This is a genomic window from Stomatobaculum sp. F0698, from assembly GCF_030644385.1.
Taxonomy (GTDB): domain Bacteria; phylum Bacillota; class Clostridia; order Lachnospirales; family Lachnospiraceae; genus Moryella.
Window position 1 is genome coordinate 987063 of record NZ_CP130060.1, and the last position, 17246, is coordinate 1004308.

Sequence of the window (17246 nt, forward strand, 5' to 3'; positions counted from 1 at the left end):
CCCTACAATACGACCTTTTTATGTACCACAGGCAGATTGAAATCCGCTTGATCTAGCGCATCCACAGCTTCTTTTGCAAGCTGAAGCACTGAATAATCATTATAAATGTCACCGAGACCGAATGTCAACTCTCCGCTCTGGACCGCACCGAAAAGCTCTCCGGGTCCGCGCTGCTTTAAGTCCGCCGCGGCAATCTCAAAGCCGTCGTTGCTGCGCTGTAAGAGTCCCAAACGTTCGCTTCCCTCCCGGCTTTTTTTCCCTTGGACAAAAATACAATAAGCCTGATCCTTGCCCCTGCCGATACGTCCACGCAATTGGTGAAGCGTTGCAAGACCGAAACGCTCCGCATTTTCGATCATCATCACGGTTGCATTCGGCACATCAACACCGACTTCGATGACGGTTGTCGCAACCAGCACGGAGATTTCACCCGCAAGAAAGCGCTCCATAATACGCTGTTTTTCCGCTTCTTTCATGCGCCCGTGCAGAGCCTCCACCGTAATCTCGCCGCGAAAACTCACGCGAAGTGCCGCACTGTAGTCCTCCACATTCTCAAGCGCGGTCAGGGGATTTGCCTCCACCTGAGGACACACGATATAGGCCTGGTGCCCCGATTCGACTTCGCGCTTAATGTGTAAGAGGGCCTTCGGCCTGTCTTGTTTCTCAATCACGGCATTTTTGATGGGCGTTCTGCCTGTCGGGCGCGCATCGATGACTGAAATATCCAAATCACCGTAGAGGATAACCGCAAGGGTGCGCGGTATCGGGGTGGCGCTCATCACAAGCACATGGGGCTGCTTTCCTTTTTCGGAGAGGGTTTTCCTTTGCTGTACGCCGAAGCGGTGTTGTTCGTCGGTCACAACCAACGCAAGCGCTGAAAAAACCACGCGTTCTTCCAAAAGGGCATGGGTTCCGATCAGAATATCCACCTCGCCCTTTGCCAGCCCCTCAAGGAGTTCACGTCGCTCTTTCGCCTTGGTAGAACCGGTCAGTATGCCGATGCGCGGTCTGTCTTCGGACGCGCCGAAAAGTTCGGATAAGGTACGGTAGTGTTGCCTTGCCAGCACTTCGGTAGGCGCCATCAGTGCGCCCTGGAAGCCCGCACGCCAAACGGAAAAGAGAGCCGCAGCGGCAACCGCGGTTTTTCCGGAGCCGACATCGCCCTGTACCAAGCGGTTCATAACACTGCCCGACATAAAATCCTTCGATATTTCCAGACACACTTTTTTCTGCGCATCGGTCAGTGTAAAGGGAAGCCCGGCTGAAAACGCAGTCATAGCCGCCTTAGCGTCAAAGACAAAGTCGGATTTCTCGTTGCGAACTGTCTCCTTCATGCGGCGCACATCATAGAGAAAGCGGAAAAAGCCGTCAAATACAATGCGCTTGCGTGCCGCCGCAAAGTGATCCATATCCTGCGGACGATGAATTTCCCGTACGGCTCTGTCTTCGGGAAGCAGTTCGTAGCGTTCCAAGAAGCGCTCCGGCAGCCAGTCGGTCAGCGGCGGAGAAAGTGCGAGTGCCTGCTCCATAAGGCTTGCAAACGTCTTCTCTCCTATGCCCTTCGGGAGGGCATATTGCGGAACAGGCCTGTGCAGTAATTTTTCATATTGTTCGGCGGTGAAAATTTGAGGCTGCTGTAGTTCGAAGCGCTTTCCGTTTGCATTCAGTTTCCCGAATAGCACCGCACGCCGCCCGGGGCGCAGGGTGTTGCGAAGATAGGGCATGTGATACCAGGTGGCAAGCATCTCACCGGAGCCGTCGCTGAAGGTACCTGTGCAGAGCTGCACCCGCGTCCCCGCGCGTCTCACCAACTCTCGCACGGCCTCTGCGTGTACCGCAATCGGATTGCCGACCTCTTCGTCGGTCAAGGCAGCGATTTCCGTAATTTCCGGATAGTTGACAAAGCGCAGCGGATAGTGACGGAGCAAGTCGGCCAAGGTCTCTATCCCCATCTCTTTCAAGCTTGCAGCCGTCTTAGGGCCGACGCCGCGCAATTCCGTGACGCGCGCGGTCGCTTTCGCAATGCTCTTTGACATAAGCTCTCCTTTCCGAATCGGAAACTGCGATAAAAAAAGGATTTCCCGGCGGGAAATCCTTTTTGAGGAGCGGCCGAACAGGCTGACTCACTCCGCAGAAATGAGATAATAGTAGACGGGCTGTCCGCCGTAGTTTAATTCTACTTCACAATCCTCAAAGCGTGCTTCCGCAAGCTCCTTGAGCTGTACCGCGTCGCTTTCCGGAACATCGCTTCCGTAGTAAAGCGTGACCAGCTCTTCGCCGTTCTCGGTGAGCTTTTCAATGGCATTCAGAACTGCGTCTTCAACCTTCTTTTCGACGGTCAGCATACCGTTCTTGCCGATTGCCATGAAATCGCCCGCGTGAATCTCAAAATCATCCATGGTCGTGTCACGCACGGCATAGGTGACCTCAGCCGTTGCAAGCTGCTGAATCGCTGCCTGCATGGATGCGAGGTTTTCTTCCGGACTGCTCTCCGGAAGGAAGCTCACCATTGCGGTGATTCCCTCGGGAATATTGCGCGTCGGCACCACGATCAAATTCTTGTCCTCGACCAAGCTGCAGGCCTGTTGTGCGGCAAGAATAATGTTCTTATTGTTCGGGAGAATGAAAACGGTCTCCGCGTGAATTTCCGAAAGGGCATTCAGAATATCTTCGGTGCTCGGATTCATGGTCTGACCGCCCGAGATAATCCGGTCCACGCCGATTTCCTTGAAGATATGGTCCAGACCCTCACCCGCCGAAACTGCCAGAAAACCGTAAGGCTTTTTCTCCGCCGGCTCGGCCTTTTTACGCTGCTCTTCCGCAGCAATCTGTGAGGCATTGCGAATCAGACGCTCGTTGTGTTCCTCGCGCATGTTGTCGATTTTCATGCGGGAGAGAGAACCCAGACTGAGGCCCTTCTGAATTGCAAGACCCGGGTCGTTGGTATGAACATGTACCTTAACGACTTCGTCCGATGCAACGCAGACAATCGAGTCACCGATCGACTCGAGAAAAGCCTGAAATTCATGTTCTTGGCTTTCGCTGAGCGGTTTTTCCAAATTGACGATAAACTCGGTGCAGTAGCCGAAGTGAATCTCGGAAGTGTCCAGATTGGAGGTGTCGATGTGACGGACCTCGGCACTTTCGCTCGCCTGCGTCGGGTCGAAATTCTCAAGGAAAACCTCGCCGATTTCACCGCTCAGCGCCTGAAAAGCACCGTGCATCACCGTCATGAGACCCTGACCGCCGGAATCAACCACACCTGCCTGTTTTAAGACCGGCAAAAGCTCAGGGGTCTGCTGCAGAGCCGAGTCGCCGGCTGCAATCACATCTTTCGCAAAGCTCAGGATATCCGTTGCACTGCGCTGAAGCTCCTCCGCCTTATCGCTCATCGCACGGGCCACCGTGAGTATTGTACCCTCTTTCGGCTTCATAACCGCTTTGTAAGCAGTCTCGGTCGCACGGACCAGTGCGGCGGTAAGTTGCGGAATTTTAATATCTCCCTCTGCGGCAGCGAGTTCGCGTGTAAAACCACGAAACAGCTGAGAGAGGATGACACCTGAATTGCCGCGGGCACCGCGGAGCGAACCGGAGGCAATGGCCTTGCAGAGCGCTTGCATATCATCGGTTTCCAGCGCGGCGACTTCTTTGGCTGCGGACATGATAGTCATCGTCATGTTGGTGCCCGTGTCGCCGTCCGGAACCGGAAATACATTCAACTCATTAATCCATTCCTTTTTGGATGCAAGTTCATTGGCAGCAGCCAAAAAACACTTGCGAATCACAAAGGCATTCAATTCATGAATTTCCAAAGCGCAAATTCCTCCTATGTCAGTCAATCGATCTGACGTCCTCTACATAGATTTTAATTCTCTCGATTTCCATTCCGGAAAAGGCTTCCACGCGGTATTTGACATTCTCAATCAGATTGTCGGACACGGTATTGATGTTCACGCCGTAGGCGACAATCAGATGAAAGGAAATGCGAAGCTTGTTCTCCGGCGTAATAATAACCTGGATGCCCTGACTGAGCTTGCTTCTGCCCAACAGGCGAACCAGTCCGTCCTTCATACTGACGGACGCCATGCCGACAATGCCAAAGCACTCCACGGCAACGGAACCCGCATAGGCAGCAATCACTTCAGGTCTCACTGCAATCTGTCCCATCTCATTGTTGAGTCGTCCCTTGACCATATGATTTCCTTCCTTGCGCGCAGTCTGCTGCGCCGCCTTCTATGCTTGCATCGGTTTCATTGAAAAGTATACCTTATTTGTGGCTGAAAAGAAAGCCGCTAGATTGCAAGATCAAGTAGGACAGTCTGAAATAATTCCTCCGGCGAACTGTAATGAAAGGATTTTCGAGGGAGTTGATTGATCCAGTTCTGTATCTCTCTTATCTGCTCATCCGTAACTACATCAAAAGAACTCCCTTTTGGTAAGAACCGGCGAATCAATGAGTTCTGCTTTTCATTCAGTCCGCGTTCGTAGGCGGAGTAAGGATGGGCATAGTATATGGGTATCGTGGAAAGCAACTGTGGCAGTGAAGCAAATTCACTGCCATTGTCACTTGTGATGGAGCGAAAGACTTGGCTGAATCGTTCTCCGTATAGCTCTCGGAGCGTTTTTAAACCTTGCTCGACCGCTTGTGTGCTTCTACCGGGTATCTTTATAATGTGTCGAAATCTTGTGATTCGCTCATCCAGTGTCAACAAAACGGATTGTGACTCCTTTCGACCGACCACGGTATCAATCTCCCAATGCCCAAACTCCTCCCGCTGATTGACTACTTGGGGGCGAGCTTCAATACTCAGGCCATACAGCCGCTTATGCTGCGGATGTCCCTTACGGTGTTGTTTACGTTTGACCTTTAGCGCGAGATCGATATTTCGAGCTTTTAACAATCCACGCTCAATATAGTTATAAAGTGTCTTGCTGCAAACCAGCTCGGTGAAACAGCCCTTTTCTTTGGCAAGACCGCAAATCGTATCAGGTGCCAGATGCTTTGTCAGTATCTGCTTTACTGCAAAAGACACGAACTTCTTAGCTTTCACCAGCTTCATGGGGCAATGACTATTTCGTCTTCGATGTTCGTAGACACGCTGTCCCGAATCTCCAAAGTACCGAGTGTATGGCTCCAGATTCCGTCCTAACTGCTGTACAGTACCTCTGGCAAGTTCATTATATAAAGTTGACCTTGCAATCCCGATTTCGCGCGCGATGCGACTTTTGGGGAGCTTTAATTGCAGCAGCACTTCAATCTGTGCACGCTTTTCGCGTGTCAGGTGGCGATATTTTCTATTTGTGGTATACTCGTTCTGGGCCATGGCGAACCTCCTGGTGTGTTGGTGTGTGGTAGCTTCATCATACCACGAGTTCGTCATCGGCTCTTTTTTATTGTCCTAGTTCATCTTACAATCATCCCTGAAAAGAAAGCCAAGAATTTACTTGCAATTGCCGCATGGCTCTGTTAGAATTAGGAGCGATATGGACTTTGAATCTGCAGGGTCCAAAGAAGATAGGAGGTGTTACCATGGCAAAGTGTGCTATTTGCGAAAAGGCAGCTCACTTCGGAAATAACGTGAGCCATTCTCATAGAAGAAGCAATCGCATCTGGAAGGCAAACGTCAAGTCCGTTAAGGTCAAGACGGAAGGCGGAGTGCGGAAGATGTATATTTGCACTTCCTGCCTTCGCTCGAACTTCGTTGAGAGAGCATAAGTTTTCTTCATGAATCAAAAAGCCGCCCGACCTCGGGTGGCTTTTTGATTTGTCCGAAAAAAATTCGCCCCCCTTTCTCCGTGCATCGGATAAGGCGGGGCGATATTTTTTTGATGTGAGCTTCAGTTCTGCTTGCCGCCGTCCGTGTCCTTTACCACCTGAACGGCTCTCTCGGTGGTCTCGGGAGAAATCTTGGAATTCGCGGTAAAGCGATTGATGACGTCCGGAACCAAATCCATGACGCGGGTCACGGCGTCCTGATTCTTCACATTGACCAGCTTGGTTACGCCGTTCTGAATAATCAAAACAGCTGCCGGAGAAATTTTGGTGCTCATACCGCCGGCGCCGTTCCCGTCACTGCTGCCCTTCTTATCCGCAAAGGCTCCGGTCGCCATGCCGCAGGAGACATCCACCAGCGGTATAATGATGGCATCGCCCGCCTGCTGCGGCGCACCGACCACGGTTTTCGTGGATATAAATGCATTCATTCCCTGGAACAGTGCCTCCGCCTGTTCCGCAAAACGCTTGTCAGCCATGTACTCCCTCCGTCTTCTGTCTCTTGTCCCTTCCGCGAATGTGCCGATACACATATCGGAAATCCCGGTGAAACCAAACTTGTGCTGCGCCAAATAAAAATACAAACAACTGCAAATGTCCGCGAAAACTGAGTTCGCCGGAGAGCTCCTCACGGTCAAACAAAGGCTCTATCCGCAAACTGTCCCGGTAAAACGGTAACAAGAGCGCTGCCAGAGCTGCCACCTGTCCCGTCGTTGCCGGATCCGCAAATCCGAAACGCAACTCTCCCGCGATGCGCCGCGGAATCAGTTCGCGCAAAAAGCGAAACAACTTCTTCTTTAAAAAGTGCAAAAAACGTTGGGTTCTTTCGCTCTGAAAAAAATCATATTCCGTTTCCGCTCTTCGGTACAGTTGCCGCAGACGGTTCCAAACAGCAGCAATCTTTCCCTGCATCGGCTCGCCCTCGGGAGAACGCTCTCCCTTGCTCAGCCTTCTATGCTTTTTCTCCCGAAGCTGTTTTTTTCTCTGTCTCTCTTCTGCGGCTTCCAAGGCAGCTTCTGTCTCGTTCTTCTTCTCCGACAAGACTCCCGTCCCTTTCCCCGCGATGTTTTGCTCAGTCACGGGAATGGCTTCGGTTTCGCTTGCGGGCGGAACTGCTGTCTCTGTCTTCTGTGCGTTTTCCGAGGCTTCCCGAACATCCCCGTCCGCGATTTGTGCTCTCGCCTCCTCTTCTTCGTTTTCCAAACGATAGAGGCGGAAACAGAGGAAGTAGAGTTCGGCTTTCATGCGTTCTTGATAAGTGAGCTTCAAGCGAAGCAACGAGAAAAGCCAGGAAACGCGCAATGCGCCGGAGAGTTGTTCCTCGACGCGTTTACCGTCTCCGCGATAGCAAAACGGCACGAATAACAGAAGAAACAGAATCAGGAGGAGAAGCCCCAGCAAAAGCAGAATCAGAAACAGAATTGCTTTAAGTATTGCCGGTATCAAAGCTGGCATCGATATTCACCGCTCCGTTTCTCTCATACAGCTCTGTAATGATGGTCTGTGCAACTTGAAAGGATTCTTTTTTCCCGATGGCTATGCCTATGACCAGCGGATTTTCGCGTTGCACAAAATCACGTCGAAATTCGCTTACGGAATAGATGTCAATCAATTCCCCGGCTTGTAGGGACCCGGTCAGGACATAGACAAAAGGCAAGGAGCCTCCGCGCTGTAGCTTATCCAGGATTTCGCTGCGCCGCGGTGCGGCCAGCGGTCCGGAATACAGATTCGTGGAAATGCGCATGTCAGTCCTTACTTTGTTCCAAAATTGTGGCGCGGAGCAGACGAAGTGCGCTCTGTACAGATTGCGTGCGCACCTCCGACCTGGTTCCGCGGAAGTGATGCTCTTCCACCGTGACGCGGTCATTCATATAGCAAGCAATGAACACCAAGCCGACCGGCTTTTCTTCGTCCCCGCCGTCCGGTCCCGCAATTCCGGTAATCGAAACCGCAATATCAGCACTCGCCGCGAAGACGGCACCGATTGCCATTTCACGTGCGGTCTGTGTACTCACCGCGCCGTATTTTTTCAGTGTGGATTTACTGACATTCAGAAGGCGCCGCTTCGACTTGTTCGAATAGGTGACATAGCCCTCCTGAAACACTTCCGAAACGCCCGGAATGTCCACCAATTTTGCGGACAACATCCCGCCGGTGCAAGATTCTGCGGTTGTGACGATTAATTTGTGCTTTCGAAGCAAGTCGACGCAGGAGTCAGCCAGGCGATCCAAATCAGCCGTGCTGCCGGAATCATAGAGTTCCATGATTATCCTTCCCGAAGAACCTCACGGTTCTTCCAAATATATTCCGCGAGTGAGATTAATGTGAGAGCGAGCATCAGCCACACAAAGACTTCGGTGAGCACATTGATTGTGCCGTTTCCGTCCGGGCGTATCAGCAGGAGCACAATACATATCATCTGGCTCACGGTTTTAAGCTTTCCCCAGATTCCCGCAGCGATTACCTTCCCGTGTTCCGCAGCAATGAGACGAAAACCGCTGATGATAAATTCTCGCGCAACCACGGCAATGGTAATCCAAGGCGAGAGCTCCATCAGGCCGACAAAGCAAATGAGGGCCGAGCAGACCAAAAGCTTGTCTGCAAGCGGATCCATGAATTTTCCGAAATTTGTAATGAGCTGATATTTTCTGGCGATATAGCCATCCAAAAAATCGGTGAAACTCGCAATCAGAAAAAGGCCGAGGGCAAGCAAGCGAGCCGGTGTGGAATCCCCTTCTCGGTAAAGCAGAGCTGCGACAAAGAAGGGAACCATGATAACGCGAGCAAGCGTCAGCTTATTCGGCAGATTCATCTTCATAGAGCACTCCTTTTAGATCATACTCGGATGCTTCGGTGACCAGGACAGGGACTATACTTCCGGACATCAGCTCAAGACCGTTCGCCGGAAAGAAAAGATAACCGTCTACATCCGGTGCATCCATATAGGTACGCCCCATATAGACATCTTCTTCGGGAAGATAGCCCTCGACAAACACCTCCATGCGTGCGCCGACCTTACGCTGAAGGTTTTCGCGGGATACAGTCTGTTGCAATTCCATAATCTGATCCCGACGAGCTGCTTTGACCTCTTCGTCAATCTGCCCCTCGAAGGCGGCTGCCGGTGTATCTTCTTCCTGAGAATAGGTAAAGACGCCGAGGCGGTCAAAGCGCATATCTTCGACAAAGGAGAGAACACTCTCCTGATCTTCCTCGGTCTCCCCCGGAAAGCCGCTGATCAGTGTTGTGCGGAGCGCGATGTCCGGCATGGCGTTTCGAAGTTTTCGAATGATAGCTTCCAAATCCGCCCGTGAAGTTCTGCGTCCCATGCGCTTTAACACAGCATCGCTCGCATGTTGAATGGGCAAATCCAAGTAATGGCAAATCTTCTTTTCCTCTGCCATAACCGCGATTAACTCATCCGTAATCTCCTCCGGATAACAATAGAGAATACGAATCCATTGAATGCCGTCAATACGACATAAGCGGTGAAGCAACTCGGGAAGCCGTTTCTCGCCGTATAAATCCATGCCGTAGCGTGTCGTCTCCTGCGCAACCAGGATGAGTTCCTTGATGCCGTCTTCGGCAAGCCGTTCTGCCTCCCGCACCAAGGCTTCCATCGGATAGCTCCGATAGCCGCCGCGGAGCGAAGGAATGATGCAGTAAGTGCAGTGTTTGTCGCAACCTTCGGCAATTTTCAGATAGCCGTAGGAAGCGAGCGAGGTCCGTACTCGTGCAGCCTCGGTTCCGATTGCCGGGAGACGACTTAAATCTTCAAACTCAGTCACCTTTTCACCGTCCAAGACACGATCGAGTACAGCGCTGATTTTATCGTAGGCCGAGGTTCCGACCACCGCGTCTATCTCCGGAATTTCACGAAGCACCTCATCTTTATAGCGCTCCGCCATACAGCCCGCCATAATGAGCGCTTTTAAATTTCCCTCTTCCTTGTATTGAGCGGCCGAGAGCATGGTCTGTATGCTCTCGTCTTTCGCATCGAGAATGAACGCACAGGTATTTACGATGATAACATCCGCTTCCGCCTGTTCATCTGTGAGAGAGACATCTTCACGTTTCAGATAACCGAGCATCATCTCCGAGTCCACGAGATTTTTATCGCAGCCCAGAGAGATCATGCATATTTTCATTCTTCTTCCTGTTCCTGCTCTGCCGTACCGACTTCGATATTTTCCGTTTCGTCCTCCGAAACAATTTTAACCTTGCCCTTATGGAGCTCTTCGATTGCGACCGAAAGCGGCTTCTTTTTATAGTCCGGGACTTCCGCGACCTCTCCGGCAATCAGCTGTCTCGCTCTTTTCGCGGTTGCAATGACAATGGAGTAACGACTCTGTACCACCGGCTGTTCGCCCGGCTCGACCTCACTGTTGACGGCATCGATAATCTCTGTATAAGACGGATGTAACATTTATTTTTCCTCCTCTGAATAAAAGCGGTTCAATGCAGCACCGAGTTCTTCGGTAAAAGCGCGGTGACGGCCCATGCTGAAATGCTGGCTCTTGAGAAGTGCATGCAGATTTTCAACCGTCTCCGAAAGGTCATCATTGACCAGAAGATACTCGTAGTCCGACATCCAGCGACTTTCTTCGGCCGCTCGCTTTAGACGAGCGAGTACCTGTTCTTTGCTCTCGGTCCCCCGACCCGTGAGCCTCTGTTCCAAGCTCTCCGCATTCGGCGGGGCGACAAAGACAAAGACCGCCTCGGGGAAAATATCCTTTACCTTGAGCGCACCCTGGATTTCGATTTCGAGTATCACATCGTGGCCGGCGTCCAACATCTTCTCGACATAAGCCTTCGGTGTTCCGTAATAATTGCCCACGTAGGATGCATATTCAATCAATTCCGACTGCGCGATCATCTCCTCGAAACGATCTCGAGACACAAAAAAGTAATCCCTACCGTCTTCCTCTCCCGCGCGCGGCGCTCTGGTAGTCGCCGAAACCGAGAGCCGATAGTTGGGGTATCGATGCATGAGTTCCCGTATCAAAGTGCCCTTGCCTGCACCGGAAAATCCCGAGATTACGACAAGCAGACCTCTCTCTTTCTTTTCTGCCACAGCAATTCCTTCCGTTTCTGCCATTAATTTGGTAATCAGTTTATTATACGTCTCCGGAAAGAACAAGTCAAACCTTGCCGCTTCGCTCTTCTTCTGATAAGATAAGTATAGATATAGTTAGGAATACTTTTGATAATGCTCTTTTCTCTTTGATATCAAATCTCGTAATCGCTTCTCTGTACCCATTTCTGTTCCCGTAAAAGTTCTGCCCGGGCGGGTGAGTCCGTTTCGGCGGAGTGAGGTCTGAATCGCCGTCTTCCGTTCTTTTGCCACCGCATTCTTTGTCATTCTTTGTGATTCATTCTTTCTTCGCTTTTCTTTCGCGCACTTCTCTTCCGCAACTTGCGTAACGTTTATTCTCTGATTTGCGCAACCTACCTTTCCCTATCTTTTCTTTTTGCTCCTCCGATGCAGCTTTCCGATGCACCCTTATCTCATTTATCTATCCCCCACTTTACGGATCTACTTCTTTGTTTCGGCGCGGTAAATTACGCCTCTGCGCTGTATTTCCGTCTAGCGCCGGCGTTTTTTCTCATCTCATTTTCGGGAGTCATGTATGCTAAAGAAAATCTATGCGGCCGGTCTCATCGGCACACAAGGCGTTCTGGTCCGCTGCGAGGCGGATGTCGAACAAGGCTTTCCCACCATCACCTTCATCGGTTCTCTGGCGGCCTCGGTACGCGAGGCGGCGGATCGTGTCAGGACCGCGCTCGGTAACAGCGGATTCCGATTGGAACCGCGCCGTGTCACGCTGAATCTGAGCCCGGCGGAACTCCGAAAAGAGGGTTGTGCCTACGATGTGCCGATTGCGGTCGCCCTACTCGCTGCCTACGGCCAACTGCCGGAGCAGCTCCTCACGGATACCTTGTTTGCCGGAGAGCTTTCGCTCAGCGGGGAAATTCTGCCCGTGCGCGGTGTGCTTTCTATGGTACGCTGCGCCGAAGCGGCGAGACTAAGGCGCTGTTTTTTGCCGCTCGAAAATCTGCGCGAAGGCAGTGTAATCGGTGGCATTGACTGCTACGGTGTCTCCACACTCTCGGAGCTCGTTGAACTGCTGCGGGGAAAGAAAGACCTACCCGCGCCCGCCGTTTATGCAGAGAGCAGTCTCTCTTTGGAGGATACACCTGATTTTTCGGATCTTGCCGGTCAGGAACTTGTGAAGCGCGCCACTCTGCTCGCCGCAGGCGGGCGACACAATATCCTGTATATCGGACCTGCGGGCACCGGAAAAAGCATGATTGCCGCAAGGCTTCCGCACATACTGCCGGCCATGAGCCGGGAGGAGCGGCTCAGTGTCTCGGAAATTTACAGCATCAGCGGTCTGCTTCCGTCTGACAAACCCCTGATGACCAAACGCCCCTATCGCTCTCCCCACCACACAGTGACCGGTCTTGCGCTATCCGGCGGCGGTCAAAAGCCGCGCCCCGGGGAGATCAGCCTTGCCCATGAGGGTGTGCTCTTCTTAGACGAGCTTCCGGAATATCATGCCGCGACGCTTGAAATTCTGCGTCAGCCGCTGGAAGAACATCGGGTGCACATAAGCCGCGTCAGCGGAAACTTTACCTTTCCCGCCAACTTTCAGCTTGTCTGTGCCATGAATCCCTGTAAGTGCGGCTTCTGGCCGGACCGCAACCGCTGCCGCTGCACCGAGGCCCAGGTAAGAACCTATCTGAGCCATATCTCAAAACCCTTGCTTGACCGCATCGACCTCTGCGCCGAGACTGAGGCCGTTCCGTTTTCCGCCCTGCAGCGCAAGGAGCGTCCGAGAGAGAATCCGGCCATGCAGCGCGCTGTGGAGCGCGTGCGCGATATCCAGGAGCGACGCTTTCAGGGGAGCGGCATTCATTTCAATGCGGAGATGAGCCCCGCGCAAATCGAAGCCCACTGTTCGCTTTGCAAAGAGGACTCGGAATTCCTGGAGGCGCTTTATAATTCCGGCTCCATGTCGGCGCGCGCTCTGCATAAACTCCTGAAAGTCGCGCGGACAGCCGCAGATTTTGACGGGGCGCCCGAGATTCAGCGCGCCTATCTCGCCGAGGCGCTTGCCTACCGCTCTCCGGAGGAGAAGTACTGGGGAAGCGTCTCCAAATTGGCGCGTCAAAGCCTGCATCCCGCATATCCGAAGAGGCGGAATTGATATGAAACAACGAGCCCTCTACCTGTATCTATCCTATGCCCTTCGTTTGACGCGCGGGGAAGTGCGAAAATTGCCCGGTGATATACGTTCCGTCGAGGATTTGTTTACGCTCTCTGCCGAGAGCTCGGAGGCCTATCCTGCCGGCATGCGGGATAAACTCTCGCGCCTAGCGCCTTCTCCTGCCGCAGTGGCTGAGGCGCTAAGACAGATTGAGGAGGCCCTTGCCCTGCGCCGTATTCGCTTTCTCACGTCCCGGGAGGCAGATTGGCCCTCGCGCTTTAAAACGCTGGCGGATCCGCCGCTCTGGCTCTACCTAAAGGGTGAGTTACCCATGGAATACACGCCTACCGTATCGGTCATCGGGAGCCGAAGTGCGAGTTCCTACGGCCTTCGCATGGCGGACTTTATCGCTTCGGAGCTCGCCGCAAAAGGCATAGCCATTGTGAGCGGACTCGCAGCGGGAATCGACAGCCGCGCGGGAGAAGCTGCCCTGGCAGCCGGCGGCAAGAGCTATGCTGTCCTCGGCTGCGGCGTCAATATCTGCTATCCCAAGGAAAACTATGCGCTTTTTTCGAGGCTCTGTGAGGACGGAAACGGAATTCTGAGTGAGTTTCCGCCGGATGAACTGTCGCGCGCCTGGCACTTTCCGGACCGCAATCGACTCATTGCCGCCCTCGGGGACTGCCTCTGTGTCCTGGAAGCGCGGGAACAACAGAGCGGCAGTTCCATCACGGTAGGGTCAGCACTGGAACAGGGAAAGGAAATCTTCTGTCTTCCGGGGCGCATCACCGATCCCCTGAGCCGGGGCTGCCATGTCTTTATTCAAAACGGGGCAAACCTACTCCAAAGCCCGCAGGATATCGTCGACTATCTCGGACTGCGTCTGCGCTGCATGTTGGAGCCCCGCACGCGCTCACTGGAAAAATTATCGCCGGAAGAAGGCACGCTTTACCGCCTCATCAAAGAAGAGCCCAGCTTTTTAAACCGTCTTTTGCAGCGCAGCGGCTACGACATCGGCACGGTTATGCGCTGTCTCTTAAAATTGGAGCTCGAAGGCTATGTGGAGCAGCTCTCCGCCAACTATTACAGCGCCTGTTAACGCAAAAAACCGCCGCCTCACAGTAAAACCTGTGAGGCGGCGGTTTTCGTATCAAAACAAGGTCTCTTCGGATTAGCGCAGCTCTCCCTTTTTCCGTATCGTGAGTCCGGTGTCCTCATAGCCGTTCGGATTGTTTTTCTGCCATCTCCAGGAGTCGCGGCACATCTCTTCGAGCGTCTTCTCCGTCTTCCAGCCGAGCTCGCGCTCCGCCTTTGAGGGATCCGCATAGCAAGCCGGAACATCGCCCGCGCGGCGCTCCTTGAAAACATAGTTGATTTTCAGATCGTTTGCCTTCTCGAACGCCGTGATGACATCGAGCACCGAATAGCCGGTTCCGGTTCCGAGGTTGTAAATTCTGACCTCCGGCGCATCCTTCACCATTTTCTCGAGTGCCTTCACATGGCCTTTTGCGAGATCCACGACGTGGATGTAGTCGCGAATGCAGGTGCCGTCCTTGGTCTCATAGTCATTGCCAAAGACGCCGAGGCAGACCAGCTTTCCGATTGCGACCTGGGTGATGTAGGGAAGCAGGTTATTCGGCACACCCTTCGGGTTCTCTCCCATGCGTCCGGATTCGTGTGCGCCGATCGGGTTAAAGTAGCGGAGCAGCATGACATTCCAATCCGCATCCGCGGTGTGAAGGTCGGTCAGAATCTGCTCGAGCATGGCCTTGGTTCTTCCGTAGGGATTGGTAACCTCGCCCTTCGGGCACTCCTCGGTAATCGGCACAAAAGCAGGGTCGCCGTAAACCGTTGCGCTGGAAGAGAAGACAATGTTCTTCACGCCGTACTTCCGCATGCACTCACAGAGCACCAGAGTACCGGTAATATTGTTGTGATAGTACTCGAGCGGCTTGTAGACGGACTCGCCGACTGCTTTAAGGCCCGCAAAGTGGATGACCGCCTCGATATCTTCCTTGGCAAAGACCTGATCCAGATTCTTTTTATCCAAAAGATCCAACTCGTAAAAATGCAGCTTTTTTCCCGTGATTTCCATCACGCGGTTCAGGGATTCCTTACTGGAATTCACGAGGTTGTCAACGACAACAACCTCATAGCCCGCATTCAAAAGTTCCACGCAAGTGTGGCTGCCGATAAAGCCGGCACCGCCGGTCACTAAAATCGCCATAACAACAACTCCTCTCTTTGAATTAATAGTAAATTGATGTCTGTATCTCAGTGGTGGAAAAGACGAAGACCGGTGAAGGCCATCGCAATGCCGTAGCGGTTGCAGGTCTCAATGACCTGATCATCTCGAATCGAGCCGCCCGGCTCGGCGATGTAGGAGACACCGCTCTTTCTTGCGCGCTCGATATTGTCTCCGAAGGGGAAGAAAGCGTCCGAAGCGAGCGCAACCCCCTTAAGACCGTCAAGCCAAGCGCGCTTCGCCTCCCGGGTAAAGGGCGCGGGCTTAAGGGTAAATACGCGCTCCCAGCTGCCGTCGCGAAGCAAATCCTCGCTTTCATCGCCGATGTAGACATCAATCGCGTTGTCGCGCTCCGCGCGGCTTACCTCCGGACGGAAGGGAAGCTGTAAGACCTCGGGGGCCTGGCGTAGATACCAGTTGTCGGCTTTCTGGCCTGCGAGGCGGGTGCAGTGAACACGCGACTGCTGCCCCGCGCCGATGCCGATGGCCTGTCCGTCCAGCGCATAGCAGACCGAATTGCTCTGCGTGTATTTCAGCGTAATCAGCGCAATCAGCAGGTCCGTCTTAGCGGACTCCGGGATTTCCTTTGCCTCGGTCACAACGTTTTCGAGGAGTTCGCGCGTGAGCGGCAATTCGTTTCTTCCCTGCTCGAAACTGACCCCGAAGACCTGCTTAACTTCGGTTTCCGCCGGTCGATACGAGGGGTCGATTTCAATTACATTGTACCTGCCCTTCTTCTTCTCGCGGAGTATGGCGAGTGCTTCCTCCGTATAACCGGGGGCAATCACACCGTCCGAGACCTCGCGTTTAATGAGGCGTGCGGTATCCGCGTCGCAGACATCCGAAAGAGCAATAAAGTCTCCGAAGCTCGACATGCGATCGGCACCGCGTGCCCTTGCGTAAGCGCAGGCAAGCGGACTCAGTTCGCCGGCATCCTCAATCCAGTAGATTTTTTTCAGGGTGTCCGAGAGCGGGCGTCCGCAGGCGGCGCCCGCAGGAGAGACATGCTTAAACGAAGTAGCGGCGGGAAGGCCGGTCGCCTCTTTTAATTCGTGCACCAGCAGCCAGCCGTTCAGTGCATCCAGAAAATTGATATAGCCCGGAGTTCCGGAAAGTACTTTGACCGGAAGCTCTCGGTCTTCCTGCATAAAAATTCTGGCCGGCTTCTGATTCGGATTGCAGCCGTATTTGAGCGTCAACTCTTTCATGTTAAGCCTCCTGCTTCTTTTCGTTGCGGTTGATAAGTACTTCTCGGTAATTTTTGCCTGTCCCGTCCGTTAGATCCGTTTCGCGAACATAGAGTGAAATTTTATTCTCCGGATCCAGAGCATCCCAAATCTTTGCCGCAAATGCATCGAGTTCGTCAGCGACGGCAATGCACTTCGGCTCTCCGCAAAAGCTCTGTAACGGATTGCCGTCACCGATGTAAGTGTGAATGAAATGGCCCTCACCGGGGAGCGGTGTTGCATAGTTAAAGTAGAATCGGAGGCACTGATCCGGATTCATGCGGTCGCTCTTCAGAATACTGAGCTCATAGGAGAAGTCCCCGTCCGCAAATCGGAGAACTCCGGAAATACGCGGTGTATAGTTCGGTGCATCCGGCTCAAACGCACGTGCGCTGAGCGCCTCTGAGAGCGAAAGGCCGCGCCGAAAGCCCTCGTATATGGTGTCGGTCTGGTCTCCGTTGCTCACAATCAGACGGTTCTCCAGACGACGCACCGGTGCATAGATAATCAGCGACGGATCGGAGAGTTTTGCCGGATCGAAGGCCTCTGTGCGTATACCGTCCTCCGTGCGGGAAAAAATACGGTTTCTCGAATTCTCGCTGCGCCCCATGATGAAGTAGGCGAGCATGGCCTTTTTCCCGTCCTCGCTTCTCCCGAGAACAATCCCTCTGCCCGGGTAACGATTGCCCCGAAGCTCCTCATAAAGGGAACTTTTTTCCATGAAAAAATCTCCTTCCTGTCTGCATTCAGTATCGCCTGTATCATAACACCCGACGCAAATTCCTTCAAGAATT

At 53.1% G+C, this 17246-nt stretch carries 18 protein-coding genes; 3 read left to right on the forward strand and 15 right to left on the reverse strand.

The window, feature by feature from the left end; all coding sequences use genetic code 11:
* Positions 1–2: 2 nt before the first annotated feature.
* The 4 genes from recG to QU660_RS04690 all read right to left on the reverse strand — a co-directional run bounded on the left by recG (position 3) and on the right by QU660_RS04690 (position 5324).
* Positions 3–2036, reverse strand: a complete 2034-nt coding sequence (recG, locus tag QU660_RS04675) for an ATP-dependent DNA helicase RecG (RefSeq protein WP_304947155.1) — start codon at positions 2034–2036, stop codon at positions 3–5.
* Between the two features lie 87 nt (positions 2037–2123).
* On the reverse strand, positions 2124–3812 hold the full coding sequence (locus tag QU660_RS04680) for a DAK2 domain-containing protein (RefSeq protein WP_304947156.1): 1689 nt from the start codon (positions 3810–3812) through the stop codon (positions 2124–2126).
* A gap of 19 nt (positions 3813–3831) precedes the next feature.
* Complete coding sequence (locus tag QU660_RS04685) at positions 3832–4194, reverse strand: Asp23/Gls24 family envelope stress response protein (RefSeq protein ID WP_304947157.1); 363 nt, start codon at positions 4192–4194, stop codon at positions 3832–3834.
* Positions 4195–4292: 98 nt separating this feature from the next.
* Entirely contained in the window at positions 4293–5324 is a 1032-nt protein-coding gene (locus QU660_RS04690) for an IS30 family transposase (RefSeq protein ID WP_304945692.1), read from the reverse strand.
* Between the two features lie 206 nt (positions 5325–5530).
* On the opposite strand from QU660_RS04690, the gene rpmB reads away from it, so the two are divergent.
* The gene (gene rpmB / locus QU660_RS04695) at positions 5531–5716 is read left to right on the forward strand and encodes a 50S ribosomal protein L28 (protein WP_009532111.1); all 186 of its coding nucleotides are present in this window, start codon (positions 5531–5533) and stop codon (positions 5714–5716) included.
* 122 nt (positions 5717–5838) lie between these two features.
* Here the strand turns inward: rpmB and QU660_RS04700 are convergent, their stop codons facing one another.
* From QU660_RS04700 to gmk, 8 genes are read right to left on the reverse strand one after another with little or no spacing between them, the layout of a single operon-like run.
* Positions 5839–6252, reverse strand: a complete 414-nt coding sequence (locus QU660_RS04700; RefSeq protein ID WP_304947158.1) for a GerW family sporulation protein — start codon at positions 6250–6252, stop codon at positions 5839–5841.
* The gene (locus QU660_RS04705; protein ID WP_304947159.1) at positions 6245–7219 is read right to left on the reverse strand and encodes a hypothetical protein; all 975 of its coding nucleotides are present in this window, start codon (positions 7217–7219) and stop codon (positions 6245–6247) included. Before QU660_RS04705 ends, QU660_RS04700 begins: the two co-directional genes overlap by 8 nt.
* On the reverse strand, positions 7200–7517 hold the full coding sequence (locus QU660_RS04710) for a hypothetical protein (protein ID WP_304947160.1): 318 nt from the start codon (positions 7515–7517) through the stop codon (positions 7200–7202). Before QU660_RS04710 ends, QU660_RS04705 begins: the two co-directional genes overlap by 20 nt.
* Before the next feature lies 1 nt (position 7518).
* Complete coding sequence (locus QU660_RS04715) at positions 7519–8037, reverse strand: CinA family protein (protein WP_304947161.1); 519 nt, start codon at positions 8035–8037, stop codon at positions 7519–7521.
* 2 nt (positions 8038–8039) lie between these two features.
* Positions 8040–8585, reverse strand: a complete 546-nt coding sequence (gene pgsA / locus QU660_RS04720; protein WP_304947226.1) for a CDP-diacylglycerol--glycerol-3-phosphate 3-phosphatidyltransferase — start codon at positions 8583–8585, stop codon at positions 8040–8042.
* Positions 8569–9918 (reverse strand): 30S ribosomal protein S12 methylthiotransferase RimO, encoded by a 1350-nt coding sequence (rimO, locus tag QU660_RS04725; protein WP_304947162.1) that lies wholly within the window; start codon positions 9916–9918, stop codon positions 8569–8571. The genes pgsA and rimO overlap by 17 nt, the downstream gene beginning before the upstream one ends.
* Positions 9915–10196 carry a DNA-directed RNA polymerase subunit omega gene (rpoZ, locus tag QU660_RS04730; protein ID WP_304947163.1) on the reverse strand — a complete coding sequence of 94 codons (282 nt, stop codon included), beginning with the start codon at positions 10194–10196 and terminating at the stop codon, positions 9915–9917. The genes rimO and rpoZ overlap by 4 nt, the downstream gene beginning before the upstream one ends.
* Positions 10197–10844, reverse strand: a complete 648-nt coding sequence (gene gmk / locus QU660_RS04735; RefSeq protein WP_304947164.1) for a guanylate kinase — start codon at positions 10842–10844, stop codon at positions 10197–10199. It abuts the gene before it with no gap.
* A gap of 556 nt (positions 10845–11400) precedes the next feature.
* Between gmk and QU660_RS04740 the strand changes: the two genes are divergently transcribed.
* Together QU660_RS04740 and dprA are read left to right on the forward strand one after the other, a co-directional pair.
* Positions 11401–12981, forward strand: coding sequence for a YifB family Mg chelatase-like AAA ATPase (locus tag QU660_RS04740; RefSeq protein WP_304947165.1), 1581 nt, complete (start codon positions 11401–11403; stop codon positions 12979–12981).
* Between the two features lies 1 nt (position 12982).
* Positions 12983–14080 (forward strand): DNA-processing protein DprA, encoded by a 1098-nt coding sequence (gene dprA, locus QU660_RS04745; RefSeq protein ID WP_304947166.1) that lies wholly within the window; start codon positions 12983–12985, stop codon positions 14078–14080.
* Positions 14081–14152: 72 nt separating this feature from the next.
* On the opposite strand, the gene galE is transcribed toward dprA, so the two are convergent.
* From galE to QU660_RS04760, 3 genes are read right to left on the reverse strand one after another with little or no spacing between them, the layout of a single operon-like run.
* Entirely contained in the window at positions 14153–15208 is a 1056-nt protein-coding gene (galE, locus tag QU660_RS04750; protein WP_304947167.1) for a UDP-glucose 4-epimerase GalE, read from the reverse strand.
* Positions 15209–15255: 47 nt separating this feature from the next.
* Positions 15256–16434 carry a phosphoribosylaminoimidazolecarboxamide formyltransferase gene (locus QU660_RS04755; RefSeq protein ID WP_304947168.1) on the reverse strand — a complete coding sequence of 393 codons (1179 nt, stop codon included), beginning with the start codon at positions 16432–16434 and terminating at the stop codon, positions 15256–15258.
* 1 nt (position 16435) lies between these two features.
* Positions 16436–17173 (reverse strand): IMP cyclohydrolase, encoded by a 738-nt coding sequence (locus QU660_RS04760; protein WP_304947169.1) that lies wholly within the window; start codon positions 17171–17173, stop codon positions 16436–16438.
* Positions 17174–17246: the final 73 nt, after the last annotated feature.